The organism is Pseudomonas rosaeacicularis (assembly GCF_057128745.1).
Map to the genome: position 1 here is coordinate 98,546 of NZ_JBSKHT010000002.1, position 25,788 is coordinate 124,333.

General features: G+C 61.2%; 25 protein-coding genes. 15 read left to right on the plus strand and 10 right to left on the minus strand.

The features are described from left to right. Nucleotides 1–756: 756 nt before the first annotated feature. Nucleotides 757–1,650 carry a LysR substrate-binding domain-containing protein gene (locus ACWKWM_RS02915; RefSeq protein WP_483844673.1) on the minus strand — a complete coding sequence of 298 codons (894 nt, stop codon included), beginning with the start codon at nucleotides 1,648–1,650 and terminating at the stop codon, nucleotides 757–759. Between the two features lie 222 nt (nucleotides 1,651–1,872). On the opposite strand from ACWKWM_RS02915, the gene ACWKWM_RS02920 reads away from it, so the two are divergent. The 9 genes from ACWKWM_RS02920 (at nucleotide 1,873) to ACWKWM_RS02960 (ending at nucleotide 10,138) form a co-directional block, all read left to right on the plus strand. Next, nucleotides 1,873–2,940, plus strand: coding sequence for an ABC transporter substrate-binding protein (locus tag ACWKWM_RS02920; RefSeq protein ID WP_483844674.1), 1,068 nt, complete (start codon nucleotides 1,873–1,875; stop codon nucleotides 2,938–2,940). 72 nt (nucleotides 2,941–3,012) lie between these two features. Beyond that, nucleotides 3,013–4,086: an ABC transporter ATP-binding protein gene (locus ACWKWM_RS02925; protein ID WP_483844675.1), complete on the plus strand. Its 1,074-nt coding sequence runs from the start codon at nucleotides 3,013–3,015 to the stop codon at nucleotides 4,084–4,086. Then, nucleotides 4,073–4,945, plus strand: a complete 873-nt coding sequence (locus ACWKWM_RS02930; protein WP_483844676.1) for an ABC transporter permease — start codon at nucleotides 4,073–4,075, stop codon at nucleotides 4,943–4,945. Before ACWKWM_RS02925 ends, ACWKWM_RS02930 begins: the two co-directional genes overlap by 14 nt. A 6-nt stretch (nucleotides 4,946–4,951) precedes the next feature. Beyond that, nucleotides 4,952–5,749 (plus strand): ABC transporter permease, encoded by a 798-nt coding sequence (locus ACWKWM_RS02935; protein WP_483835843.1) that lies wholly within the window; start codon nucleotides 4,952–4,954, stop codon nucleotides 5,747–5,749. Beyond that, the gene (locus ACWKWM_RS02940) at nucleotides 5,746–6,885 is read left to right on the plus strand and encodes an NAD(P)/FAD-dependent oxidoreductase (RefSeq protein WP_483844677.1); all 1,140 of its coding nucleotides are present in this window, start codon (nucleotides 5,746–5,748) and stop codon (nucleotides 6,883–6,885) included. Before ACWKWM_RS02935 ends, ACWKWM_RS02940 begins: the two co-directional genes overlap by 4 nt. Then, nucleotides 6,875–7,228, plus strand: a complete 354-nt coding sequence (locus tag ACWKWM_RS02945) for a (2Fe-2S)-binding protein (RefSeq protein WP_483844678.1) — start codon at nucleotides 6,875–6,877, stop codon at nucleotides 7,226–7,228. The genes ACWKWM_RS02940 and ACWKWM_RS02945 overlap by 11 nt, the downstream gene beginning before the upstream one ends. Next, the gene (locus ACWKWM_RS02950; RefSeq protein WP_483844679.1) at nucleotides 7,225–8,601 is read left to right on the plus strand and encodes an FAD-dependent oxidoreductase; all 1,377 of its coding nucleotides are present in this window, start codon (nucleotides 7,225–7,227) and stop codon (nucleotides 8,599–8,601) included. The genes ACWKWM_RS02945 and ACWKWM_RS02950 overlap by 4 nt, the downstream gene beginning before the upstream one ends. Beyond that, a complete protein-coding gene (locus ACWKWM_RS02955) occupies nucleotides 8,594–9,775 on the plus strand; it encodes an NAD(P)/FAD-dependent oxidoreductase (protein ID WP_483844680.1) in 1,182 nt (393 codons plus the stop codon). The genes ACWKWM_RS02950 and ACWKWM_RS02955 overlap by 8 nt, the downstream gene beginning before the upstream one ends. 12 nt (nucleotides 9,776–9,787) lie before the next feature. Further along, on the plus strand, nucleotides 9,788–10,138 hold the full coding sequence (locus ACWKWM_RS02960) for a RidA family protein (protein WP_483844975.1): 351 nt from the start codon (nucleotides 9,788–9,790) through the stop codon (nucleotides 10,136–10,138). 291 nt (nucleotides 10,139–10,429) lie between these two features. On the opposite strand, the gene ACWKWM_RS02965 is transcribed toward ACWKWM_RS02960, so the two are convergent. Next, complete coding sequence (locus tag ACWKWM_RS02965; RefSeq protein WP_483844681.1) at nucleotides 10,430–11,332, minus strand: LysR substrate-binding domain-containing protein; 903 nt, start codon at nucleotides 11,330–11,332, stop codon at nucleotides 10,430–10,432. Nucleotides 11,333–11,563: 231 nt separating this feature from the next. Between ACWKWM_RS02965 and ACWKWM_RS02970 the strand changes: the two genes are divergently transcribed. The 6 genes from ACWKWM_RS02970 to ACWKWM_RS02995 all read left to right on the plus strand — a co-directional run bounded on the left by ACWKWM_RS02970 (nucleotide 11,564) and on the right by ACWKWM_RS02995 (nucleotide 17,486). Beyond that, a complete protein-coding gene (locus ACWKWM_RS02970; protein WP_483844682.1) occupies nucleotides 11,564–12,409 on the plus strand; it encodes a transporter substrate-binding domain-containing protein in 846 nt (281 codons plus the stop codon). Between the two features lie 13 nt (nucleotides 12,410–12,422). Next, nucleotides 12,423–13,085 (plus strand): amino acid ABC transporter permease, encoded by a 663-nt coding sequence (locus ACWKWM_RS02975; RefSeq protein WP_483844683.1) that lies wholly within the window; start codon nucleotides 12,423–12,425, stop codon nucleotides 13,083–13,085. A 7-nt stretch (nucleotides 13,086–13,092) separates the two neighbouring features. Then, nucleotides 13,093–13,770, plus strand: a complete 678-nt coding sequence (locus tag ACWKWM_RS02980; RefSeq protein WP_483835834.1) for an amino acid ABC transporter permease — start codon at nucleotides 13,093–13,095, stop codon at nucleotides 13,768–13,770. An 11-nt stretch (nucleotides 13,771–13,781) separates the two neighbouring features. Beyond that, the gene (gene argH / locus ACWKWM_RS02985; protein ID WP_483844684.1) at nucleotides 13,782–15,284 is read left to right on the plus strand and encodes an argininosuccinate lyase; all 1,503 of its coding nucleotides are present in this window, start codon (nucleotides 13,782–13,784) and stop codon (nucleotides 15,282–15,284) included. Continuing rightward, nucleotides 15,281–16,021 carry an amino acid ABC transporter ATP-binding protein gene (locus ACWKWM_RS02990; RefSeq protein WP_483844685.1) on the plus strand — a complete coding sequence of 247 codons (741 nt, stop codon included), beginning with the start codon at nucleotides 15,281–15,283 and terminating at the stop codon, nucleotides 16,019–16,021. The genes argH and ACWKWM_RS02990 overlap by 4 nt, the downstream gene beginning before the upstream one ends. A 472-nt stretch (nucleotides 16,022–16,493) precedes the next feature. After that, on the plus strand, nucleotides 16,494–17,486 hold the full coding sequence (locus tag ACWKWM_RS02995) for an XdhC family protein (RefSeq protein WP_483844686.1): 993 nt from the start codon (nucleotides 16,494–16,496) through the stop codon (nucleotides 17,484–17,486). Here ACWKWM_RS02995 and ACWKWM_RS03000 read toward each other — a convergent pair. The 8 genes from ACWKWM_RS03000 to ACWKWM_RS03035 form a co-directional block, all read right to left on the minus strand. Continuing rightward, nucleotides 17,468–18,418 (minus strand): VTT domain-containing protein, encoded by a 951-nt coding sequence (locus ACWKWM_RS03000; RefSeq protein ID WP_483844687.1) that lies wholly within the window; start codon nucleotides 18,416–18,418, stop codon nucleotides 17,468–17,470. The genes ACWKWM_RS02995 and ACWKWM_RS03000 overlap by 19 nt on opposite strands. A 94-nt stretch (nucleotides 18,419–18,512) precedes the next feature. Continuing rightward, on the minus strand, nucleotides 18,513–19,496 hold the full coding sequence (locus ACWKWM_RS03005; protein ID WP_483844688.1) for a 2-hydroxyacid dehydrogenase: 984 nt from the start codon (nucleotides 19,494–19,496) through the stop codon (nucleotides 18,513–18,515). A 23-nt stretch (nucleotides 19,497–19,519) separates the two neighbouring features. Then, on the minus strand, nucleotides 19,520–20,806 hold the full coding sequence (locus ACWKWM_RS03010; RefSeq protein WP_483844976.1) for an MFS transporter: 1,287 nt from the start codon (nucleotides 20,804–20,806) through the stop codon (nucleotides 19,520–19,522). A 91-nt stretch (nucleotides 20,807–20,897) separates the two neighbouring features. Beyond that, entirely contained in the window at nucleotides 20,898–21,863 is a 966-nt protein-coding gene (locus ACWKWM_RS03015) for a sugar kinase (RefSeq protein ID WP_483844689.1), read from the minus strand. Further along, the gene (locus ACWKWM_RS03020; RefSeq protein WP_483844690.1) at nucleotides 21,856–22,653 is read right to left on the minus strand and encodes a sugar phosphate isomerase/epimerase family protein; all 798 of its coding nucleotides are present in this window, start codon (nucleotides 22,651–22,653) and stop codon (nucleotides 21,856–21,858) included. The genes ACWKWM_RS03015 and ACWKWM_RS03020 overlap by 8 nt, the downstream gene beginning before the upstream one ends. An 80-nt stretch (nucleotides 22,654–22,733) precedes the next feature. Continuing rightward, nucleotides 22,734–23,756 (minus strand): LacI family DNA-binding transcriptional regulator, encoded by a 1,023-nt coding sequence (locus ACWKWM_RS03025; RefSeq protein ID WP_483844691.1) that lies wholly within the window; start codon nucleotides 23,754–23,756, stop codon nucleotides 22,734–22,736. Nucleotides 23,757–23,905: 149 nt separating this feature from the next. Next, nucleotides 23,906–24,739: an ABC transporter permease gene (locus ACWKWM_RS03030; RefSeq protein ID WP_483844692.1), complete on the minus strand. Its 834-nt coding sequence runs from the start codon at nucleotides 24,737–24,739 to the stop codon at nucleotides 23,906–23,908. Next, nucleotides 24,736–25,737, minus strand: a complete 1,002-nt coding sequence (locus ACWKWM_RS03035) for an aliphatic sulfonate ABC transporter substrate-binding protein (protein WP_483844693.1) — start codon at nucleotides 25,735–25,737, stop codon at nucleotides 24,736–24,738. The genes ACWKWM_RS03030 and ACWKWM_RS03035 overlap by 4 nt, the downstream gene beginning before the upstream one ends. Nucleotides 25,738–25,788: the final 51 nt, after the last annotated feature.

Genomic DNA, 25,788 nt, shown 5'->3' on the forward strand with positions numbered 1-25,788 from the left:
CCGCAGTTGTGCAGGTCGCTACCCAACTGTAGGAGCTGCCGAGCCGCCGAAGGCTGCGATCGCGGTAGGTCAGGCACACCGCATCGCGGCCTCGCGTCGCTCGTTGAACTCCTACAGGGGATTTGTGTTTGTCGCAGGTTTGCCGGAAGACGTCGGACCCGTGGGAGCGGACCTGTCCGCGAAAGGGGCGGTACATCCGACGCATCTGTTTCGCCTGACGAATAGCCTTCGCGGACAGGTCCGCTCCCACAGGTTTTTGCATTAGGCATGCGATCAGCGTGGATCTAAGGCCAACGCCACACCCTGAGCCAAGCGCTTACCCTGTAGGAGCTGCCGAGCAACGCGAGGCTGCGATTGCAATATTGCTGACACACCGCATCGCGGCCTCGCGCTGCTCGTCAGCTCCTACAGTGGATTTGTGTTTGTCGCAGGTTTGCCGGAAGACGTCGGACCCGTGGGAGCGGACCTGTCCGCGAAAGGGGCGGTACATCCGACGCATCTGTTTCGCCTGACGAATAGCCTTCGCGGACAGGTCCGCTCCCACAGGTTTTTGCATTAGGCATGCGATCAGCGTGGATCTAAGGCCAACGCCACACCCTGAGCCAAGCGCTTACCCTGTAGGAGCTGCCGAGCAACGCGAGGCTGCGATTGCAATATTGCTGACACACCGCATCGCGGCCTCGCGCTGCTCGTCAGCTCCTACAGGGGATGTGTGTTTGCCGTAGATGTGTGGGGGGCAGCGAACCGTGGGTGTGATCAATCCTCCAGCACTTCCCTGTAATACGCCTTCAACGTCTCGATGAACTCCTCGGCCAGCTTCGTTCGTGCCTGAGCCGTCGGCCAGATCACGTAGGTGGGGAACAGGATGTCCGGTCGGAACGGGCGAATCACCACGTCCAGGTGTTGATAATCCCGGGCCACAAACGGGTGGGCGAGGGTGACGCCCATGCCCAGCGCCACCATCTCGCAGTTGATCGCGGCGTATTGCGCTTCGACCGCCATGATCCGCTCGACCCCCGCCTGCTCGAACAAGCCGTCCACCAAAGACCGCGTCCCATCCCCATGGCACAGCGAGACAAACGCCTCACCCTCAAGATCGGTAAACGTGATTTCAGATCGCTCGGCCAACGTGTGCGAGCCTGGCAACACGCACACCGCCGGCACCTGCGCCAGCAACTCGATCTGCTGACTGCTGACATCCCCCGGATGCACGACGATGCCAATGTCACAGAATTGCGATTTGACCCACTGCTCCACCGTGGGAGACGAATTCACATGCAGCGACACGGTCAGTTCCGGGCGTGAGTCCGTGAAGGTTTTCAGCACTCTGGGAATCACGCTAAGACCCATCGACGGCACCGCCGCCACCCGTAAACGCCCGGTGCCCAGATTGCGAATGTTCTTGGCCGACAGCTTGAGGCTGTCCAGCCCCACATACGCACGCTCGACCTCCTGAAAGAACGCCTGGCCTTCCTGCGTCGGGATCAGCCGCACGCCCGCGCGCTTGAAAAGACTTAACCCCGTGCTCAGTTCCAGTTGCGAAATCAGCCGGCTGACATTGGGTTGCGAGGTGTACAGCACCTCGGCTGCGGCGGTCATCGAGCCCAGTCTCATGACGCTGCGAAAGGCTTCGATCTGTCTCAAATTCATCACGATCCTCCATATCAAATATGAATAACTAACCGATATATCCGTATTTGACCATATGGATCATCGGTAGCAATACTCGATTCCAGAAACCCATAGCGCACATGAAGATGCGCCACCCGGAACGGATACTCCGGGCGCATGCACCGTGCATGCAAAGCCTCGGTTCACACCGAAGCGACTGACGCATTGTTCGATCTGCCCCACGCACTTCGGAGATAGTCTGTGAATAGCCTCAACTCGCCCTCAGCCCCACAGCCGTTTAGCCGCATCGCCGCCGTCGTCGCCATGACCCTCGCAGGTTTAGGCAGCGCCAGCGCATTCGCCGACACCACCCTGTACGTCGCAGGCGTCGGTGGCTCCACCGAGCAGATGTACAAGACCAAAGTCATCCCCGCCTTCGAAAAGCTGCACAACGTCAAAGTCATCTACGTCGCCGGCAATTCCACCGAAACCCTGGCCAAGCTGCAGGCGCAAAAGGGCCGGCAGCAGATCAACGTCGCGATGATGGACGACGGCCCTATGTATCAGGCGTTGCAGATGGGGCTGTGCGAAAAGCTCAGCGATGCGCCGGTCTACAAAGACCTCTATCCCTTGGCCCGGCTCAGCCCCGAAGCCACGGGCATCGGCGTGGTCGCCACCGGCATCGGCTACAACGAGGACGCGTTCAAGAAGCGCGGTTGGGCGCCACCCGATTCCTGGGAAAACCTCACCGACCCCAAATACAAGCAACTGCTCGGCATGCCGCCGGTGACCAACACCTACGGCCTGCACAGCCTGGTGGAAATGGCCCGCTTGCGTGGCGGTGGCGAGAAGAACATCGACCCCGGCTTCAAGGCGCTCAAAGACGAAATCGGTCCTAACGTGCTGGCTTGGGTTTCCGCGCCCGGTGAGATGGACGGCATGATGCAGAACGGCGACGTGGTCATGGCGGTGTATGGCAGCGGTCGCGCCGTGGCGTTGCAGAGCACCGGTTTTCCGCTGAAATTCATCTATCCGAAAGAGGGCGGCATCGCGCTACAGATCGCGGCCTGCGGTGTCACGCCGAACGCTCAGTCCGAGCTGTCGCAAGCCTTCATTCAGTACGTGCTTTCGCCCGAAGTGCAGACCATTCAGGCCAAAGAGAACGGCTTTGCTCCGGTCAACCAGACCGTCAAGCTGGAACCGGACATCGCCGCCCGCATGCCTTATGGGCCAGAGAAGGTCAACGCGCTGATCAAGGTGGATTGGGACACGATCAACCAGCAGCGCAGCGAGTGGACGACGCGCTGGAATCGCACGGTCGAGCGCTAGAGCCGGCGTTGATGGACAACGCTTCCCGACACCTTTCTGGAGACGCAGGCCCCGCGCCTGCGTGGCAAGCCCATGGCATTTCTCACACTCGAAGGCCTCGTCAAGACCTACGGCAGTTTCCGGGCCATTGACGGTTTGAACCTTGAAGTCCAGCACGGCGAATTCATCGCCTTGCTCGGTCCGTCCGGTTGCGGCAAAACCACCACCTTGCAGTCCATAGCAGGCTTCGTGCAGCCCACTGAAGGGCGCATCGTCCTCGATGGCCGCGACATTACTCATGTGCGCCCGGAGCAGCGGGGGCTGGGCATCGTCTTTCAAAGCTATGCGCTGTTTCCGCACATGACCGTGGCGCAGAACATCAGCTTCGGCCTGGAAATGCGCGGCGTGCCAAAGGCCGAACGTGGCAAGCGGGTCATCGAGGCGCTGGATTTGGTGCGTCTTAAGGGCTTGGGTGATCGCTACCCCAAAGCGCTGTCCGGCGGGCAGCGTCAGCGCGTGGCGATTGCTCGCGCCCTGGCGATCCGCCCCAACTTGCTGCTGCTCGACGAACCGATGTCCAACCTCGACGCCAAGCTTCGCGAAGAGATGCACATCGAGCTGCGGGCGATTCAGCGCGACCTGGGCATCACCACCATTCTGGTGACTCACGATCAGGTCGAAGCCATGACCATGAGCGACCGCATTGCCGTGATGCAGAAGGGCCGCATCGTGCAGATTGATACGCCGTTCGAAGCCTACGAGCGTCCGCATTCGCCGTTCGCTTCAGCGTTCCTGGGCAAGACCAATGCCTTCGCCGGCGCTGTGCAGTTACGCAACGACCGCTGCTGTTATGTGCAGGTCAAGGACACGACGTTGCACGTGCCCCATGAAGACCGATCGCTGGGCAATGACGTCAACGTCTATATCCGTCCGGAAAAAATCCGCCTGACCGCCGTCGGCGCAGGTCGCCTGACTGGCCGGGTGCGCCTGCGGGTGTTCCTCGGCAATCTGTGGCTCATCGCGGTGGACAGCCATCTGGGGCTGGTGCACATGACCCAGCCGAATCTGGGCACGCCGCCGCCGGATGAAGGCAGCGATGTCGGCCTGGATTGGTCCGACGATGATTTGCGCCTGCTGGATCGGGAGATCGCCCATGGCCAGGTATGACGCCGAACACGTCGGTGCTGCGCCATGGTTGCTCAGTGGTCCGGCATTGCTGGTCTTCATCGCACTGTTGCTGGCGCCTTTGCTGCTGACGGCCGTCTTGTCCCTGAATCTGTTCAGCGACAGCGGAGTCGTGGTGCCCGGTTACAGCCTGGGCAACTACGTCGAGGTGTTCAAGGACGGTTATTTCCACGAGATCTTCCTGCGCACTGGCGGCATGGCACTGGCAGTCACAGTGCTCTGCGTGCTGCTGGGCGTGCCGGAGACCATCATCATTGCGCGCATGGCGCCGCGTTGGCGCTCCTTGTTTTTGCTAGTGGTGCTCGGTCCGCTGTTGATCTCGGTGGTGGTCCGCACCCTGGGCTGGGCGATTTTGCTGGGCAACAACGGGCTGATCAACGATGCGCTGCAAGCCCTCGGCATCACCGATCAACCGGTGAAAATGTTGTTCACTCAGGTCGGGGTGATCATCGCGCTGACCCACGTGCTGGTGCCGTTCATGGTCATCGCGGTGTGGGCGACGTTGCAGCGCCTTGACCTGCAAGTGGAGTGGGCGGGGCTGTCCCTGGGTGCATCGCGCTTGACGGTGTTTCGCCGGATCATCCTGCCGCAGATCATGCCGGGCATTCTCTCGGGTTCGATCATTGTCTTTGCCCTCGCAGCCTCGGCTTTTGCCACGCCAGCGATCATCGGCGGCCGGCGTCTGAAGGTGGTGGCGACCGCCGCCTACGACGAGTTCCTCGGCACGCTCAATTGGCCGCTCGGCGCGGCCATCGCGATGCTGTTGCTGGTGGCGAACCTGATCATCATTCTGGGTTGCAGCAAGCTGGCCGAGCGCCGCTTCAAGCAAGTCTTCGAGTAGACGGCCATGCACAAGAACGGATTTTTCTCGCAGCTGTATCACGCCTGTTTCGTGGCGTTCATCGTCGCGCCGTTGCTGGTGGTCATGGCGATGGCGTTCACCAACAAAGGCTACTTGTCGCTCCCTACAGACGGCCTGTCGTTGCGCTGGTTTCGTGCGTTGCTGGACAACCAGGAAATGCTCGATGCGTTCACGTTGTCGATCAAATTGGGGCTGGCCTCGGCCACCATTGCTGCGTTGCTGGCGATCCCGGCGGCGTTGGCGATCAGTCGCTACGAGTTCCCCGGACGCGGCGCGCTGACCGGGTTTCTGCTGTCGCCGCTGATGATTCCGTCGGTGGTGCTGGGGATCGCGTTTCTACGCTTCTTTTCTCTGGCGCAAATCGGCGGCTCGTTTTGGGCGCTCACGCTCACTCACGTCATTGTCGTGTTGCCCTATGCGCTACGCCTGACGCTGGCCTCGACCATTGGTCTTGAGCGCGACATCGAACAGGCGGCCTTATCACTCGGCGCCAGTCGCTGGACCGCGTTTTATCGGGTGGTGCTGCCGCGCATTCGAACCGGGGTCATCGGCGGCTGGATGCTGGCGTTCATTCAGAGCTTCGATGAGCTGACCATGACCGTATTCGTCGCCACGCCGGGCACCACCACGTTGCCGGTGGCGATGTACAACCAGATTTCCCAGACCATTGACCCGTTGATCACCGCCGTTTCGACGGTGCTCATCGTCGGCACCTTGCTGCTGATGCTGGTGCTCGATCGCATGGTGGGGCTGGACCGGGTACTGATCGGAGAGGGCAAATGAGCCAGGATTTAAATGTCACGCAGTCTGACGTCATCGTCATCGGTGGCGGGCTTGTCGGCACGGCCGTGGCCTACGGTTTGGCGCGTACAGGCGCCGACACCGTAGTGCTCGATCAGGGTGACGACGCCTTTCGTGCGTCACGAGGCAATTTCGGGTTGGTCTGGGTGCAGGGCAAAGGTCACGACCTGCCGGACTATTCACGCTGGACGCGCTCTTCGGCGCAGCGCTGGCCAGCTCTGGCTCAAGCGCTGCTGGAAGACAGCGGCGTCGATGTGCAGCTCAAGCAGCCGGGCGGTTTTCACATGTGCTTCAGCGATGAAGAACTGCTGGAACGCCAGTCGCGTTTGCAAACCCTGCAGGACGCGCTGGGCGACTACCCGTTTCAGATGTTCGACGCCGCAGAGCTGAAAGCGCGTCTGCCGCTGATAGGGCCGGCAGTGATCGGCGCCAGCTACACGCCGCAGGACGGCCACGTCAATCCGCTGAAACTGCTGCGCGCTTTGCACACCTCGGCCCAGGCCAAAGGTGCACGTCTGTTCGGTGGCGTGCAGGTCGATCGCATCGACTGCGCACCGGGTGAGTTTCGCGTGAGCGCCGGTAATCGCCGATTTATTGCGCCGCGCATCGTGCTGGCGGCAGGGTTGGGCAATCCGGGCCTGGCCAAGCAGGTCGGTCTTCATGCGCCGGTTGCGCCCAATCGCGGGCAAGTGCTGATCAGCGAACGTGTCCGGCCATTTCTCGAATACCCGACCATCAACGTCCGCCAGACCGATGAAGGCACGGTGCAGTTGGGCGATTCGATGGAGGAGGTGGGTTTTGATGACGGCACCTCCACCGAAGTGCTGGCGGCCATCGCCAAACGCGGGGTCTCGACGTTTCCACTGCTGCGCGATGTGCGCCTGATTCGTGCCTGGGGCGCATTGCGGGTCATGAGCCCGGACGGTTTTCCGATCTATCAGCAATCCGACGCTCATCCCGGCGCCTTCGTTGTGACTTGCCACAGCGGCGTCACCTTGGCCGCCGCTCACGCGTTGCGCATCGCGCCGTGGGTCATGGGCGGCGCGCAACCCGACGAGCTGGGCGTGTTTGCCGGCGAGCGTTTTTTAACTGACAAGGTGTTTTCCCATGCGCACTGATCCGCTGTTTCAACCGGTCGCCAGCGAAGTCAGATCGACGCGGACCGTGAGCCTGACCTTCAACGAACAACCCCTGACGGTGCCAGCTGGCATCAGCGTGGCCGCTGCGCTGCTGATGTCCGGCGTCAGTCGTTTTCGCGCCACGCCGGTCAGCGAATCGCCCCGGGCGCCGTATTGCATGATGGGCGTGTGCTTCGAGTGCCTTGTGGAAATCGACGGCGTGCCCAATCGCCAGAGCTGCCTGATCGAAGCCGCCGACGGCATGCGCATTCACTCCCAGGAAGGCGCCCGGGACCTGGTGTTTCAACCGGTCAATGTCCTCGACATGGAGGTGCAGTCATGAACCTTGAAACCGTTGATGTGGTGGTGATTGGCGCGGGTGCAGCGGGCATGAGCGCCGCGGTTGAGCTGGCACGGATGGGCCTGCAGGTGGTGTTGCTGGACGAGCAGGGCAGCCCCGGCGGGCAGATTTATCGCGGCATCACCCTGGCGCCGTTGTCGCGCCGGGACATGCTTGGGCCGGATTACGCCCATGGCAACCAACTGGCTCAGGCGTTGGCGTCGTCCAGCGTGCGTTATGAAAAGGGCGCGGCGGTGTGGCAAGTGACCCGTGATCATCAGGTGAGTTATCTGCGCGAAGGCCGTTTGCACACCTTGCAGGCCAAGGCCGTATTACTCGCCACCGGCGCCATGGAGCGTCCGTTTCCGATTGCTGGCTGGACTTTGCCCGGCGTGATGAGCGCAGGCGCCGCGCAGATTTTGCTGAAAAGCTCAGGGCTGGCACCGAACGAGCCAGTGGTGCTGGCCGGCTGCGGGCCGCTGCTGTACCTGCTCGGTTGGCAGTACCTGCGTGCGGGTGTGCCGATCAAGGCGTTGGTCGATACCACCCGGCCCGAAGATTACTGGCGCGCCCGGCGTCACCTGTTTGCTGCGCTGCGTGCCTGGCCTTACCTGCGCAAGGGGCTGGAATTGATGCGCAGTTTGCGCAGTGCCGGCATCGCTCACTACACCGGCGCCGAGCATCTGGCGGTGGAGGGGGAAGAGGCCGCCACTGCGCTGACGTTCACGGCCGCCGGAAAAACTCATCGGGTTGCCACGCGCTGCGTGTTGCTGCATCAGGGCGTGGTGCCTAACATTCAGTTCAGCCAGTCATTGCGCGCACGCCATGAGTGGGATCTGGATCAGCTGTGTTTCAGTCCGGTGGTCGATTCTTGGGGCGAGCTGGATGTGCCCGGCGTTTACGTCGCAGGTGATGGCGCCGGGATCGGCGGTGCGCTGGCGGCAGCGGTGCAAGGGCAACTGGCTGCGCTGGGCATCGGTTCACGGTTGGGTTCGATCAGCAACGCGCAGCGTGATCAGCAGGCCGAGCCGTTGCGAGTCAGACTTGAAAGCAACCTGCGTATCCGGCCGTTTCTCGACGCGCTGTATCAGCCCAAGGAAGAGAACCGAATACCTGCTGACGAGGTGATGGTCTGTCGCTGCGAAGAGGTGACGGCGGGGGACTTGCGCGGGTTTGTCGCGCTGGGTTGCGCCGGGCCGAATCAGGCCAAGTCGTTCGGGCGCTGCGGCATGGGGCCGTGTCAGGGGCGGATGTGCGGCCTGACCGTGACCGAAGTGATTGCCAAGGCGCGGGGTGTGTCGGCCTCGGAGGTGGGTTACTACCGCATTCGTCCGCCGATCAAACCGATTACCTTGGGAGAGCTGGCCGGTGAGTGATTCGCGCCAGCGCCAGGGCGATGTGCTGGTGATCGGCGGCGGGATTCATGGCCTGAGCACGGCTTTTCATCTGGCCCAACGCGGGGTCAGGGTGACGGTGCTCGAGGCGGATTACTGCGGGCGTCATGCCTCGGGCGTTAACGCTGGGGGTGTGCGCACGTTAGGCCGGCACACGCCGGAAATTCCGCTGGCGCTTTCATCGCGCACGCTTTGGCATGAACTGCAAAGCGTGCTGGGCGATGACGGCGGATTCGTGCCCAGCGGGCAGTTGAAACTGGCGGAAAACCTGGCCGAGCTTGAAGAGTGTCGGCAGCGCGTGGAGCAGCTTCAGGCACTGGGTTTCCACCACGAAGTGCTGATCGAGCAGCAGCAGGTTTTCGACATCATTCCTACCGTCGCCCGGCATGTGGTCGGCGGTATCTGGGTCAAGGACGATGGTTTTGCCGTGCCTTATAAAACCGTGACAGCGTTTCGTCTGGCCGCGCAGAAGCTCGGGGTGCTGGTGCATGAAACCACCGCTGCCCAGCGTATCGAGCAGATCGGCAGCCAGTGGCGCGTGACCACTGCGCGCGGGGTTTTTGCGGCCGAGCATCTTGTGGTGACGGCGGGCGCCTGGGCTGGGGAACTGGCGGCTCAGGTCGGCGAGTCAGTGCCGGTGCATCCCGAGGGATTGATGCTGATGGTCACCCACCGAGTCGCGCCATTTTGCGCGCCGGTGTTGGGCGCGACCGGGCGCTCGCTCTCGTTCAAACAGTTCGCCAATGGCACGGTGGTGATTGGCGGAAAACTGATCGGCTCGCTGGATTTTCCGGCGCGCCATGGCGAAGTAGACATGACCCGGCTGGGCACCAGTGCCCGCACGGTCACTGACTTGTTCCCTCATTTGAAAAACCTCGGCGTCAACCGTGTGTGGGCGGGTGTCGAGGCCTTTACCGCTGACGATTTGCCGGTGATTGGTGCCAGTCGCAAGGCCAGCAATTTGAGCTATTCATTTGGTTTTTGCGGCAGCGGTTTTCAGATGGGCCCCGGTACCGGCAAGCGTTTGGCGCAACAGATACTCGGCGAGCATTCGGATATTTCCCTTGATGCGTTCGCCATCGACCGATTCGAGAAAGCCGCGCTGTTGACGCCACTGTCTTCACTTAAATCCGCTTCAACCATCCCGCACCATTGAGGAGTTCACATGCTGGAAATCACCCGTATCGAAACCAATCAGCGCATGAGCCGTGTCGTTCAGTGCAACGGTTTCACCTTTCTTGGCGGCCAGACCGCCACAGACCGCACTCTGGACATCAAGGGCCAGACCGCGCAGGTGCTGGAGAAGATCGACAACTTCCTGGCCAAAGCCGGCCTGGACAAGACACGCATCCTGACCGCGCAAGTCTGGCTGTCGGACATCAATGCCAACTTCGCCGGTATGAACGAAGTGTGGGACGCCTGGGCGCCAGAGGGGCATGCGCCGGCGCGCGCGACGGTTGAATCGAAACTGGCTGCGCCGGATTTGTTGGTGGAAATCACCGTCGTCGCGGCGGGTTGATTGTCCTTGATCGTCCCCACGCTCCGCGTGGGAACGAGCACATCACGAATCCTGTTGGAGCGAGGCTTGCCCGCGAAGCTGGCGCCGCTGCCCCTAAGCCGAGCCAAATCCAAAAGCCATGTCAGGCGTGGTTTGCTCTCGTTTAATTTCCGTTCTATCAGAAAGACCGAGTCGTTAGCTTCGCGGGCAAGCCTCGCTCCAACGGCCTGCGGCCAAAATCAGAAGCGGATTTTATGATCGTTCCGACGCCCCTTGGTGATGCAGCCCTCGACGCTCCGCGTCTTAGCCCGATCATTGCCAATCTTTCGATGCCGCGGTCAGCATTTCGTGTATCAACACCCCAAACCGCTGCGACAGCACGCTCTGCGGGCGATCGGCGGGCAGCAGCAGGTAGGTGGAAAACCTGATCTTCGGTCGGAACGGCCGCGTCTCGATGCCGGTGTGCAGGTATTCCAGCGCTACCATGGGGCTGACGATACTCACTCCCAGACCCAACGCCACCAGCGAACACACGGTCGCGGCATAGGGTGTTTCCAGGTTCAGTTTGCGATGGCCTTTGTCGTCCGGGAACACCCGGTCCACGCGGCTGCGGGTGCCGTCGCTCTGGGACAGGGAAATAAACTCTTCGCCTTTCAAATCCTCCGGTCCCACCGTCGTCAAACCGCCCAGCCGGTGCCCCTTGGGAAACACACAAACCCCCGGCACGTCGCAGATCACTTGGGTTTTCACGCCAGGCACGTCTTCGGCGACATACGACGCCAGCCCCAGATCACAAAACTGCGAAGCCGCCCAGTGCGCCACCATCGGTGAATCACTGGTGTGAATCGAAATCGCCACGTCCGGGTTTTCCTGGCGAAAGCGTTGAATCACCCGAGGCAACACGGTCAGCGACAGTGAAGGCACGGCCGCGATACGCAAACGCCCGGTGCCCCCACGGCGAATGTTCTGCGCCGACTGCTCAATGCTCTGCAGGCCAATGAATGCACGCTCGACATCGGCGAACAGCGCTGCGCCCTCATCAGTGGGCAATAGGCGCCCGCCGACCCGCTCGAACAATCTGAAACCACTGGTGCGCTCCAGCTGTGCAATCAGGCGGCTGATGTTCGGTTGTGAGGTGTGCAGGGACTCGGCAGCAGCTGTCATCGAGCCGCTCAACATCACGGCGCGGAAGGCTTCGACTTGTTTGAAGTTCATGGCAGACCATATCAATTCGGTATGGATCACCACTGTATTGTCATTTGTTGGCATGAGCCAGAGGCTTTATAACTGATTGCAAGATCGACATCACCGCGCAGACGGATGCGATCGCCGCAAGCCCTCAAGTACTGATAACACCGCGTCATCTCTTTTCAGCTCTGCCCTTGAATTCACTGCATCAAGCCAGGCCCCGTGCCGTTTGATGCCGCTATGTAACCAGGAGGCATTATGTCGTTTTCTTTCAAAACCATTGGCAATGCGTTGGCCGTTTCGTGCCTGTCCCTGGCGGGTGTGACGCAAGCGCTTGCCGCTGACCTGCCTGCTGTTCCCGATGAAATCAAAGAGGCCGGCCAACTGCGCGCCGGTGTCCGTTGCGACCAGCCGCCTTACGGGTTTCAGGACGGCAGCGGCGAGTTCGCGGGCGTCGAAGTGGAGATGTCCAGACAGATCGCGCTCTGGGCATTGGGCTCCAAAGACAAAGTGACCTTCACCTGCGTCACCGCTGAAAACCGCGTGCCGCAGTTGCTCGGGCGCAAGGTCGATTTCCTGATAGCGACCCTCGGCGTCACCCCTGAACGCCAGCGCGTGATCGACTTCACCACGCCCTATCGTTGGGGCGCGAGCGACGTGGTGGTGAAGAAAGACAGCCCGATCAAGAGCATCAAGGACCTCAACGGCAAGACCCTCGCCACGCTCAAGGGCTCGGTGCAGGCCAAATGGTTTGAAGACCACATGCCCGAGGTCAAGACCCTGCGCATGAACAGCGCCGCCGATGCGTTGCAGACCTTCCGTCAGGGCCGCGCCGATGCTTACACCCACGACGCCGCAACGCTGGTGGTCGTGGCTGACAACGACAAGGACGCGCGCCTGCTCAACGAGCCGTTCCAGATTTCCGACGCTGCTATAGGCGTGCGCAAAAACGAGGAAAAGTGGCGCGATTATCTGAGCGCTGCCGTTGCCCGCATGCACGAAGAAAAGCTCTACCGCGTCTGGGTTCAACAATATGTGCCGGCCAATATTCAGAGCTACTACCTGAGCGTCTTCGAGCAGGCCAAACCTGCTGAAGCCTTGTGACCGGTTGCTGCTGATGGATTTCGACGTCAACTACCTGCTGGCTCAATGGCCGGCACTGCTCGACGGCGTATTGATGACGCTACGGGTGTCGCTGCTGGCCATTGCGTTCTCGCTGTTGATCGGTGTGTTGGGCGGCGCGGCGCGGGTGATGAAGGTGCCGGTGCTGTCGCAGATCGTGGTGCTGTACGTGGAGCTGATACGCAATACCCCGATTCTGGTGCAGCTATTTTTCATCTTCTACGGCTTGCCGGCGATTGGTCTGGAGCTTTCGTTGTTCTGGTCCGGGGTGTTCTGTCTCTCGCTATGGGCCGGGGCGTACCAGGTGGAAAACGTGCGCGGCGGTCTGGCGACGGTCGAGCACGGCATGCGTGAGGCGAGCATGGCCCTGAGCCTGAAACCTGCGCATTACTTCTGTCTGGTGGCCTTGCCGATCGCGGTCAGGACCAGCTTGCCGGCGATGCTCAATACAGCGATTTCGCTGTTGAAGAACTCCTCGTACTTGCAGGCTATCGGTCTGGCGGAGCTGACGTTCGTGGCGGTGGACCGGATCGCCACGGATTTCCGTGCCATCGAGATGTTCAGCGCAATTTGCGTGATGTACCTGGTGTTGGTGGCGGTTCTGGCGCTGTTGACCGGGCGCCTCTCTGCGCACTTGCAACGACCTTTCCGGCAGTGAGGCCACTATGAATTTTCTCGTGGAAAACTGGGGTTTTGTCACCAAGGGTCTGTGGATGACCTTGCGCCTGGCGCTGGTGATTCTGCTGTTCACCACCCTCATTTCAGCGGTGTTCGGCGTGCTGGCGACGCTGAAGAATCGTGTGCTGTGGTGGACGATCCATGCCTACGTCGAGCTGTTTCGCTCGATCCCGCTGATCGTCAATGTGTTCTTCATCTTCTTTGGTGCGCCGATGCTGGGGCTGGACCTCAGCCCGTTTGCTGCTGTGACCACGGGGCTGACGCTATGGGGAAGCGCCAACGGCATCGAGATCGTGCGCGGCGGCCTGGAATCGGTCGCCCGCCATCAGTGGAAAAGCGCCTGGGCACTGGGGTTACGGCCTTGGCAGATCTATTTGCATGTGATCGCGCCGCAATCGATGCGCGCGATTCTTCCGGCGTACACCGGCCTGCTGACCATGCTGGTGCAGGCCACGTCCCTCGGGGCTCTGGTGGGTGTCGGTGAGTTTCTCAAAGTCGGCCAGATCATCATCGAACGCGCCACGGTCATGACCGGCGTCAGTCCGGCGTTTGCCGTCTACGGCGTGGTGCTGCTGGTTTATTTCGTCATTTGTTCGCTGCTGAGCTGGCTCAGCCGTTATCTCGAACGTCGCCTGGGTCGCCCAGTGACGCGCGCCACTATTTAAGGGGTTTCACCATGCAAGAATCCAAAGTCAGTCGGCGCCTGAAGGAAACCACCGCCCCGGAAGTGAACGAGTTCATCTACCGCCCACGGCTGGAAGGTTTCGCCGCAGGTTTCGACAACCTGGGTAACGTCAACAAAGCGCACATCGTCATGCTCGCCGAGCAGGGCTTGATTCGTGGCGAGCACGCGGCTGTGTTGGCCAAAGGCGTGCTGGACATGGAAGCCGCAGGGCCAGGTGTGGTGACGCTGGACCCGTCCCGCGAGGACGCCTATTTCAACTACGAAGCGCATTTGATCGAGCAGATCGGCACTGACATCGGTGGGCGCTTGCACACCGGTCGCAGCCGCAATGACATTCTGGCGACGCTTGACCGCCTGCGCTGCCGAGAAGTGCTGATGGACCTGATCGACGCCCTGATTCAAGTGCGGCAGACGGCAATCAACAACGCCGAAGTATTCGCCGATGTGGTGATGCCCGGTTACACCCATTTGCAACCGGCGCAGCCGATCACTTACGGCTATTACTTGTCGGCGGTGGAGCAGGCGTTGGAGCGTGATTGCAAGCGCCTGACCCAGACCTTGGAGTCGATGAATCAAAGCCCGCTGGGCGCCGCCGCTTTTGCCGGCACACCGTTCGACATTGATCGGGCGCGCACGGCTGAATTGCTCGGTTTCGATGGTTATCTGGACAACGCGCTGGACGCAGTCGGTTCGCGGGATTTCATTCTCGAAAGCCTCTCGCACCTGAGTTTGCTGTCGGTGTTCTGGAGCCGTGTGGCGCAGGATTATTTCATCTGGAGCACCCACGAATTCAGCCTCATCGATTTCCCGGACAGTGTGGCGGCGACGTCGAGCATCATGCCGCAGAAGAAAAACCCCACGGTGCTCGAATACCTCAAGGGCCGCAGCGGGCATATCGTCGGACTGTTGATGGGGGCGAGCATCACCATCAAGGGCAGCAACTTTTCTCACACCGGCGACGCCAATCGCGAAGGCACTCGGGGTTTCTGGGAAGCGGCGGAAGAAAGCCTGCGTTGTCTGAAACTGCTGGATCTGGTGCTGCGGACCGCCACGCCAAATGTAGAGCTGGCGGTGAAGCGCGCGGGTGAGGATTTCTCTACTGCCACGGGTCTGGCTGACTTGATCGTGCGTGAAGCGGATCTGTCGTTTCGCGAGGCGCATCACGTGGTCGGAGGCGTAGTACGCATGGCGATGGACGCGGGGATGTTCGCCCATCAGATCGACACCGCCATGGTGGATGTCTGCGCTATTGAACAACTGGGCCACGCGCTGAATCTTCCGGCGGCGATGGTCCGCGATTGCCTCGACCCAACTGCCAACGTGCAGGGGCGCAGTTCGGCGGGTGGCCCTTCATTGTCGTCGCTCAAGCCGAGTTTGCAGCGTGGCAACAACCGCATCGTCATCGAGCGTCAGGCCAATCAGGCGCGGCGTGATCGTCTGGCGGCGGCGCACGAACGCTTGCAGTCGGCGACCCGTGCCCAGGCTGGCCTATGAGTACGATGCTGACGGTGCGCGGGTTGCACAAACGCTTCGGTGAACATGAGGTGGTCAAGGGTGTGGACTTGGACGTCAGCGAAGGCGAGGTGGTGGTGATCATCGGGCCCAGCGGCTCCGGCAAATCGACGTTCATTCGCTGCCTCAACAGCCTGGAAGAACCGTCCGCCGGAAGCGTGGTGATCGCTGGCGGTGAATCGATCAAAGCCGGGGACCGTAAGGCGCTGGCGCGGCTGCGGGAGGAGGTGGGCATGGTGTTTCAGGATTACACCTTGTTCCCGCACATGAGCGTGCTGGCGAACATGACTCTGGCGCCGGTCAAGCTCGGACGTGCGACCAAAGCAGAAGCCCAGAGCAACGCGCTGACGTTGCTGGATCGGGTGGGGCTGCGGCACAAGGCTGAGGGCTACCCCTCGGAACTGTCGGGCGGCCAGCAGCAACGGGTCGCGATCGTGCGCGCGCTGGCGATGAAGCCTCGGTTGATGCTGTTCGATGAGCCGACGTCTGCGCTGGACCCGGAGACCGTGGGCGATGTGCTCAACGTCATGAAGGGCCTGGCGGCGGAGGGCATGACCATGATCGTGGTCACCCATGAAATGGGTTTCGCCCGGGAAGTGGCGGACCGCGTAGTGTTTTTCGACGGCGGCAAGATCGTCGAAATGGGCCCTCCCGCGCAGATATTTTCAGCCCCAAGAGAAGCGCGCACGCAGCAGTTTTTGCAGAGCGTTTTGCGGTGAATAACAGTTTGGCCAACCGCCGGAAATCTTGTTGGGGCGAGTGGGCGGCATTGCGACTTGCCCGCGAAGCTTTTGATTCTGGCCGCAGGCCGTGTCGATGGTTGCTGACGCCATGCAAAAAACCGTGGGAGCGGACCTGTCCGCGAAGAGGGCGGTACAGCCGACACAGGTATGGTGCCGGATCATCACTCTTCGCGGACAGGTCCGCTCCCACAGGTTTCATGCCCATGCTGATCGATCAACGACAAGGATTGCATTCACTGCAAAAATAATGAGCGTCCCCACGCGCTGCGTAGTAAGCCAACTCTGGACTCTGCGCGCCCACCGATTCCCTCGATCCGCCTCATGGTGTACAACGCTGGAATCTCGTCGAACTAACAGAACTTATCAGGTGGCTGCGTGCTCCTACATGGGCTGCAGTGGCACCCTTTCTGCATTCATTCGCCTATCTTTATTCAACCTGGAGGTCCCGGTGGACAGTGTTGATTTGAACGTGTTGAACAGCGTTCGCCAATGGCGCCATGAAGGCCATCGCGTGTGGCTGTACACCGTCATTCAAACCTGGGGCAGCGCCCCGCGTCCGCCGGGGGCGATGCTGGCGCTGCGTGATGACGGCGTGGTCAGCGGCTCGGTGTCCGGTGGCTGCATCGAAGACGACCTGATTACCCGCGTGCAGACCCAGCGCGAACAACAATCCCCGCCTGACCGCGTGCAACTGGTGACCTATGGCGTCACCAAGGACGAGGCCGCACGCTTCGGCTTGCCGTGCGGCGGCACCTTGCGTCTGACTGAAGAACAAGTGGTCGAGGACGCTTGGGTCGATGAGCTGCTCAAGCGCTGCAATAACCATGAAATCGTTTCCCGCGAACTGTCCCTCGCAAGCGGCGCCGTCACCCTTGGCACCGCAACGCGAGACGAAGCGTTGAGTTTCGACGGGCAAACACTGCGCGCGATCTACGGCCCGCGCTGGCGTTTGTTCCTCATTGGTGCAGGCCAGTTGTCTCGCTACGTGGCCTCGATGGCGCGAATGCTCGATTTTGAAGTGCTGATCTGCGACCCCCGTGAAGAGTTCGCTTTCGGCTGGGAAGAAGAGGGCGCACGGTTCGTGCCGGGCATGCCGGATGATGCGGTGGAGTCCATCGTCCCGGATGCGCGCACCGCCATCGTCGCGCTGACCCACGACCCGCGCCTGGACGACATGGCCTTGCTGACCGCGCTCAAATCCGATGCGTTTTACATCGGCGCCTTGGGTTCTCGGGTTAACACGCTCAAACGGCGGGAAAACTTGTCACTGCTGGGGCTGAGTGACGAAGAAATCGCCCGCTTGCACGGCCCCATCGGCCTGCACATTGGCAGCCACACGCCGCCGGAGATTGCGTTGTCGCTGATGGCGGAGATTGTTTCGATCAAAAACGGCGTGCTGGCCGTGCAGAAGAAACCTTTTCCTCAGGCCGCAGTGGCCTGAGGCTTTACCACAGATTCGGGGTGCGCCGACTGCCAGGCGTCCAGCCCACCGATCAGCGCCTTGCCCTTGGTCAGGCCGTGAGCTCGCAGTTTTTCTGCGAGCAGCGCGGCTGACAGCTCATTGGGGCAGGCGCAATAAATCACCATGTCGACGTCACCCAGTTGCGTCACCCACGGGGCTAACGGTTCTTCGAGACCGATGGCCACTGCGCCGGGGATGCCTTCTTGATCGCTCACATGGAATGAAGGCCGTACATCGATCACCACTGGCGCTTCGTCCGTGTCACGCAGGGCCAGCAGCTCGGGGACGGTGATGCGCGGCACTTGCGCAGTGCGCCACAGCAGACGTCGGCGTTTCCAGTATTTCCAGGCGATGAACACCGCCAGGGCGCCGAACACCACTGCCAGTGCCAGCGGCACGTACCCGGTCAGCCAATCGAGGATCGGCATGATCGCGTCACTGAACAGCATCCCCAGCAGAATCGCCGACCCCGCCCAGATAAACGAACCCGCCAGCGAATAGCGCAGAAAAAGGCCGTACGGCGTGCCGTTCATCCCTGCCACGGTCGTCAGCAATGCCCCGGCGCCAGGGAGGAATTTGGACAGCAGCAATGCGCGCACGCCCACACGCTGATAGACCGTGAGGCCTTGGCGCACGCAGGTGTCTTGAGAGAGGGAAATCTTGCAGATCGACTTGAGCAATGTGCCGCCAAAACGCTTCCCGGCCCAGTACCAGACTGAGTCGGCGATCAGGCAGGCGATGATCGCAAATACTACGCCCGCGCTCAGCAACGGCTTGCTTTGCATGGCCAGGGCGCCGGTGACGATCAGTGTCGGATAGGCAGGCACTGGCAGACCCAATTGCTCCAACAGGACGTTGACGAACACCAGCAGCAGGCCGTGGGTTTCGTTCAGTTGCTGGAGTTCGTTCATCGGGCGCGGCTCATGCAAAAAAAGGGGTGTCAGTAACGTCGCCTGAACACCCCGGTGTGTCAATGCTGCTGATCAGATTGCGCAAGCCAGACGCTTAGCGGCGGGCGTCCCAGCTCTTTGGATTGACCAGATTGGCCGGCTTTTCCCCCGCCAGCGCGCTGATCAGGTTGTCCACTGCGCAGCTCGCCATCGCTTCGCGGGTTTCATGGGTCGCTGAACCCATGTGCGGGGTGGCGACCACGTTGTCCATCTTCAATAACGGCGAATCCGGCGCTACCGGCTCACGCTCGAACACATCAAGCCCGGCGGCGCGGATCTGGCCGTTTTGCAGGGCGGCGATCAACGCTTGTTCGTCCACCACCTTGCCGCGGGCAATGTTGATGAAGATGCTCTCGGGACGCATCAGCGCAAATTGTTTCGCGCCGATCAGGCCCTCGGTTTCCGCCGTCAGCGGCAGCGTCAGGCAGATGAAATCTGCCTCCTGCAACAGTGCCTCAAGGCTGCGATAGCTGGCATCAAAGCGCGCTTCTACAGCAGGTTTGGGCGAATGGCTGTGATAGAGGATCGGCATGCCGAAGCCGAAATGACCCCGTTGCGCGACTGCTTCTCCGATGCGCCCCATGCCAATGATGCCGAGGGTTTTGCCGTGTACATCGGTGCCGAAATGCGCCGGACCGAGGTTCTGCGTCCATTGGCCATTGCGCACCAGATTGGCCAATTCCACCACACGCCGGGCGGTCGCCATGATCAGCGCGAAACCGGTGTCGGCGGTGGTCTGGGTCAGCACGTCCGGGGTGTTGCTCAGGGCGATGCCACGACGGTCCAGATAATCGATGTCGTAGTTATCGACGCCCACTGACACGCTGGACACCGCTTCCAGCTTCGGTGCCAGGTCCAGCAAGGTGGCGTCCAGCTTGAGGCTGGCGCCCAACAGACCCTGGGCCTGGGGCAGGGCGGCCTTCAACTGCGCCAGACCTGCGCCTTTCACGTCCTCGATCAGCGTGACATCGGCGTGCTCTTGTAACCGCGCCATCAGCGGCGCGGAAAGTTGCTTGTACAAAACGACCTGCTTTTTCATCGAATTGGGTTCCACTTCAAAAATCAGGAATGCGCGGGCGCGGTGGGCGCGTTTTGCATGGGCTTGGTCTTGGGGTCGGGCTTGAGCATCAGCGTCAGCACCACCGAGACCAGCAACGCGCCGCTCATGAACAGGTACGAGGCGCTCAGCGTACCGGTGACGCCATTCAAGTAACCCACCAGATACGAGCCGGCAAACGAACCCAGCGCGCCAAGGCTGTTGATCAGCGCCATGGCGCCACCGGCCACGTTGGACGGCAGGATTTCCGGGACGATGGCGAAGAACGGACCATACGGCGCGTACATGCAGGCGCCAGCGATGACCAGCAGCGAATACGACCACCAGAAGTGTTCAGTACCCAAGGCGTACGAGCCATAAAAGGCCACGGCTGCCAGCAACAGCGGCGGCCAGACGAACAGTTTGCGTTTTTGCAGTTTGTCCGACGCCCAAGACACGGCGACCATGCCGATCACCGCTGCCAGATACGGCAGCGCCGACAGCCAGCCGGCTTCGACCATGTTCATCTGCATGCCTTTTTTCAGGATCGTCGGCAGCCACAGCACGAAGCCATACACACCGATGCTCCAGCAGAAATACTGCGCGGCCAGTAGCAGCACTTTAGGTGAGCGGAAGGCTTCGGCGTAGTTTTTCACTGGCTTGATACCGACTTGTTCGGCGTCCAGACGGCTTTGCAGTTCGGCCTTCTCAGCGTCGCTCAACCACTTGGCCTGGGCCGGACGTTCGTCCACCAGACGCCACCAGATAAACGCCCAGATCACCGCGGGCAAGCCTTCGACGATAAACATCCAGCGCCAGCTGAAATGCGCCACCAGATAACCCGAAACCACCGACATCCAGAGCATGGTCACCGGGTTGCCGAGGATCAGCACGGTGTTGGCGCGCGAGCGTTCGGCCTTGGTGAACCAGTAGCAGAGGTACACCAGCATCGCTGGCATCACCGCTGCTTCGACCACCCCGAGCATGAAGCGGATGCCGATCAGCATGTAGGCGTTGGAGACGATGCCGGTCAGCGTGGCCAGGCCACCCCAGAGAATCAAGCTGACGAAAATCAGCTTCTTGACGCTCTTTTTCTGCGCGTAAATCGCACCCGGCACTTGAAAGAAGAAATAGCCGAGGAAGAACAGCGCGCCCAGCAACGACGACATGCTCGGCGTGATGTTCAGGTCTTCGGCCATGCCTGAGGCGGCAGCAAAACCGTAGTTGGCCCGGTCCAGATACGCCAGGCTGTAGGTGATGAACACGATGGGCATGATCAGCAGCCAGCGGCGTTTCAGACCCCCGGTTTTCATGGTGTTGAGTAGCTTTTCCATATCGAGCTCCCTGAGCTTGTTGTTTTTTTCGCAGCAGGTGATTGGGATTGTCGTGTGTGATGTGAATCGATCAGGCGCTGTGTTCGTGGGTCTGGGCGGTCGATGCTGCGGCCGGCAATTGCTGCCGGTTCGGCAGACCTTCCATGTCGCCCCGGCTCTGCACGGCCTGGCTGCCAACCCAGTTGCCGCGCGCGGTGGCTTGATGGAAATCGAGGTTTTCCAGCAGTGCACTGATCACCCCGACCGCGAAGCCATCGCCAGCGCCGACCGTGTCGATCACCTTGGGCACTACGACCCCCGGGACGAACGCCTGGTCGAGTTGCGTGCGGTAATACGCGCCTTTCGCGCCGAGCTTGATGACCACCGCTTCCGCGCCCTGATCCAGATAGAACGCGGCGATGTCGGCGGGGGTGTCGTAACCGGTGAGCAATTCACCTTCAGCCAAGCCCGGCATCACCCAATGGGCGAGGCTGGCGAGGTGGTTGATTTCACGGATCATGGTTGCCTGGTTCGACCACAGCGACGGGCGCAGGTTGGGGTCGAACGACACGCTGCGACCGGCGTCACGCATCTGCGTCATCAGCGCCTGGGACAACTCGCGGCAGCTGTCGGACAGCGCCGCCGGGATGCCGGTGGCGTGTAGGTGTCGGGCTTTGAGCAGCTCAGGCTTGATGTCGGCAAGCGACAGGTGACTGGCCGCCGAACCGCGACGGAAGTATTCGACGGTGGGGTCGGCGCCTTGAAGTTCCAGGGACTTGAACTGAAAGCCGGTGGGGTGCGCGCCATCAACGCTCACATGGCGGCAATCCACGCCTTCGCCCTGCAAGCTGTCGATGACGAAACGTCCCATGGAGTCATCGCCAACGCGGCTCAGCCAGGCCACCTTGAAGCCCAGGCGCGACAGGCCGATGGCGACGTTACTGTCAGCCCCGGCGATGCGTTTTTCGAAATGGGTGACTTGCGCCAGGTCGCCAGTTTGCTCGGCCACCAACATGGTCATGGTCTCGCCGAACGAGAGAATATCGAGATCAGACATGGCTCAACGCCTCCACTGTTGGCGCTTCATGAGGCTGGCCGAGAGTGGCCAGGATTTCCACTTGCTCGCGGGTGACCTGCAACAAGTCGTCGCCCTGCAACGGGTATTCGACGGCCCGCGGCAGGCCGTGGGGCATGTGCTTGATCAGCTGATTCCACTGCTGCACATCGGCGGGGGATGGCGGGATGGCGATCAGCTTGTCGCGGGCATTACGGGTGATGGCTTTGCAGTGCAGATACTCGACAAAACGGCCCAGTTCTCGTGCCGCCTCGCTGGCCGACTGGTCTTGCCACTGCCAGTTGCCGATGTCGAACGTCATGCCGATGGGCATTTGCAGCGCTTCAACCCGCGCGAAGAATTGAACGAATGGCTCGATCCGGCCGCCTTGAACGGTCTGGTCGTTTTCAACCAGCAGGTGCACGTTGTACGGCGCCAGACGCTCTGCCAATGCCGCGACTTCGCTGATTTCCGAAAAATGCCCCAGCGACACTTTCAGCCACGCCGCGCCGCACTGGACCGCGCGCTGCAAGGTGGGCTCCAGCGCAGGATTAGGTAGCGGCTGGTCTTCGAGCCAGAGTTCCAGCGGTGCTGAATACAGGCATTCCAGGCCTTGGGACTTAATGGCCCCGGCCAGGGCAGGGAAGTCTTCGGTGGTGAACAGTTCTTCGCGCAGTTCGATGCGCTTGACGCCAGCCTCCACCAGCAACGGGATAAAGCTTGCGTGACCGCGCTCGCGTACCAGGTCCGCGCCGAAGCTGGACAGGCTGATGGATACGGGGAATCGATTCATTGTTGTTGTCCTCTGAAACCGGTTTCATTTTCTTTCATGCTAAATAACTGGCGCTGCCGTCTTCGCTTAAAAGCGGGGCGTCACGGTCGTCGTCGGGTGGAGCCGCGCACGATCAGTTGCGCCGGAAAGTCGTAGGCCCGCACGGGGGCCTGATCGCCGCGCAACCGTCCGAGCAGGCACTCGAATGCGGTGACGCCAATGTCGTGGGTCGGCTGCGCCAGCGACGTGATGCCGCTGCCCACCAGCGGGTACCACTCCAGTTCGTCGAGGGCAATCAGGCCGATGTCGTCGAACAGATGGCAACCCAGCTCATGCAACTGGCGGGTGCAGGTCAGGGTGGCGACGCCGTTGGCGGTGAACAACGCCTTGGGGCCGGGGCCTGGGGCTGCGATAAAGGTCTTTAGCTGCTCGCCGAACGTGTCGTGGGTTTCCAGCACTTGGCCGCGCAGCTCGGGACGTTGTTGCATCAGCGTGTTGAACGCCTCGACGCGCTCGATGCGCGAACTGGTGCCGTCCTGAGGCTCGGTGATCATCAGGATGTCGCGAAAGCCTGAGTCCTGAAGATGGTCCAGCGCCTGGCGCACGGTGGCCATGTTGTCCAGACCGACCAGGTCGCTGTGCAGCGCGTCGACCTTGCGATCCACCAGCACCATCGGCAGTTCAGCGTGCAGTTCGCGCAGTTCATCAAGGTGATGGCCGAGGGTGTTCACGATCAGGCCTTCGATGTTGTACGAGCGCAACGCGGCCAGGTGCAGGCGTTCCTGCTCGTCATCGCGATCGGTGTTGCACACCACAAGGCTGTAGCCGTGACGGCGGCAGGCGGTTTCGACGCCGTGCATGACAGCGATGGAGTAGGGGTTGCGGATGTCGGCGACCAGCATGCCGATCAGGCGGGTACGGCCGCGCTTGAGGCCGCGGGCCATTTGATTGGGGCGGTAACCGAGGGTTTGAATGGCTGTTTCGATACGCTGGGCAATGGCGACCGACAACAAGGGCCGGTCTTCGCCAATGAAGCGCGAGACGCTGGCTTTGGACACGCCAGCCAGCTCGGCGACGTCGTTCATGGTGACGCGCGCACGCATCGCTGCAGGAATACTGTTCACGGCCTGGTCCTTATTGGATTTGTCAGCAGGCTTTGTACAAACGTCGTCAGACCCGTTGGGCGAGAAGGTGCGACAGATTGTCACGCTCTGAAACCGGTTTCAGGAAACACTATGGCAAGGCGTTCGTCAACACAGCTTCAGATGAAAGGTTATTCCTGAAGGGGTTTCAGCTTGGCGGAATCGGGGGTCAAGCGGGCAGGGGATTTGCTGGTGCCACTGTAGGAATCACGCCAGGCAAGGAAGCGTTTTTCCAGCGCAGCCAGTACGCCATCGCTCAGTTTGCCCAATACAGCGAGGACGATGATTGCCGCCAGCACGATATCCGGCCTTGAGGTTTCACGGCCGTCGCTGAGCAAATAACCAAGGCCTTTAGTGGCGGCGATCAATTCGGCGGCCACCAGAAACATCCACGACAGACTTAGCCCGCTGCGCAATCCGGTGAACAAACCGGGCATGGCGGCGGGGAGAAAGACGTGCAGGGTCATTTGCCTCTGACTGAAGCCGAACACCTGACCGACCTCCACCAGTTTGCGGTCGATGCCGCGAATCGCCGCGACGCCGTTGAGGTACACCGGAAAGAATGCACCGATGGCGATCAGCACCACTTTCGAGGTCTCGCCGATACCCAGCCACAGCAGCAACAGCGGCACCCAGGCCAGACTCGGAATCGAGCGCAGCCCTGCGAATGTCGGCTCCAGATAGGCTTCAGCTTCCCGGCTCAGTCCTACCCAGGCGGCAAAAAACAGTGCCAGGCTGGCGCCGATGGCAAAGCCGCTCAGTACCCGGATCAAGCTGGCGCCGATGTGTTTCCACAGCGCGCCATTGGCCAGGTCGGTCAGGGTCATGGCGATCTCGCTGGGCGCCGGCATCTGGTAGGACGGCACCCAGCCGATGCGTACGACGATTTCCAGCAGGACAATGATCGCCACCGGGACTGCAAGGCCCTTGAGGCGGGTGCGCCACTGACCGTTCAACGTTTTCATGGCTTGCCGATTACCGCTTTGGAAAAGCTCGGATCGATCAGTTGGTCGATGACCTGATCAACGTTCACGCCTTTGCGCACCAGTTCTTCGGACACCAGGATCGGCGCTGCGCCCTTGGAGGCGGTGACGTCTTTGTCGGTCAGTTGCGGGCTGTTGATGTCGGTGCGGGTCAATTGCAGTTTGGCGACATCCAGTGGCAAGCCTGACTCGGTGGACAGCAGTTTGGCGAACTCTTCAGGGTTCTTCTGCGCCCACTCACGGGCTTTTTCGTACGCGCTCAACACGGTTTTGATGGCTTCAGGGTGTTCCTTGGCGTAGGTCTCGGTGACGCTGACCACTCCATAGCTGTTGAAGTCTTTGTTGCGATAGAGCAAGCGCGAACCGGCCTGGATTTCGCTGGCGGCCATGTGCGGGTCGAGTCCGGCCCACGCGTCGACGTCGCCTTTTTCCAGCGCGATGCGACCGTCCGGGTGTTGCAAGTGCAGCAGTTCAACGTCGTCTTTGCTCAGGTGCGCCTGCTGCAGGGCGCGCAGGGTAAACAGGTACGGGTCGGTGCCTTTGGTGGCCGCGATCTTCTTGCCCTTGAGGTCGGCGACGTTTTGCAGGGTTGAATTCTTGCGCACCACCAAGGCGGTCCACTCGGCGCGGCTGTACACGTAGACCGATTTGATCGGGCTGCCGTTGGCCCGTGCCAATACCGCTGAAAGGCTGGCCGAAGAAGCGAAGTCCACGCCGCCGCTGTTCAGGTATTCCAGCGATCGGTTGCTACCCTGGCTGAACACCCACGTCACTTTCGATTGCGGCAGCGCTTTTTCCAGCCAGCCGAAATGCCTGAGCACCAGGCTCACGGGCGAATAATAGGCGTAATCCAGATGCACTTCGGCGGGCGGCGCTTCGGCGGCTTGGACGCTCGATTGCAGACCCAAGGCCAGGGCGAAGGCTGCGGCCAAACCGTTGAAAGGTAGGCGCAGCGCGTTTAAGCGGGGGAGTTGGGTCATCGTTGTTGTCCATTCAGCGTTCAGGGTCGGCGTCGTTCAATGCTTATTTCG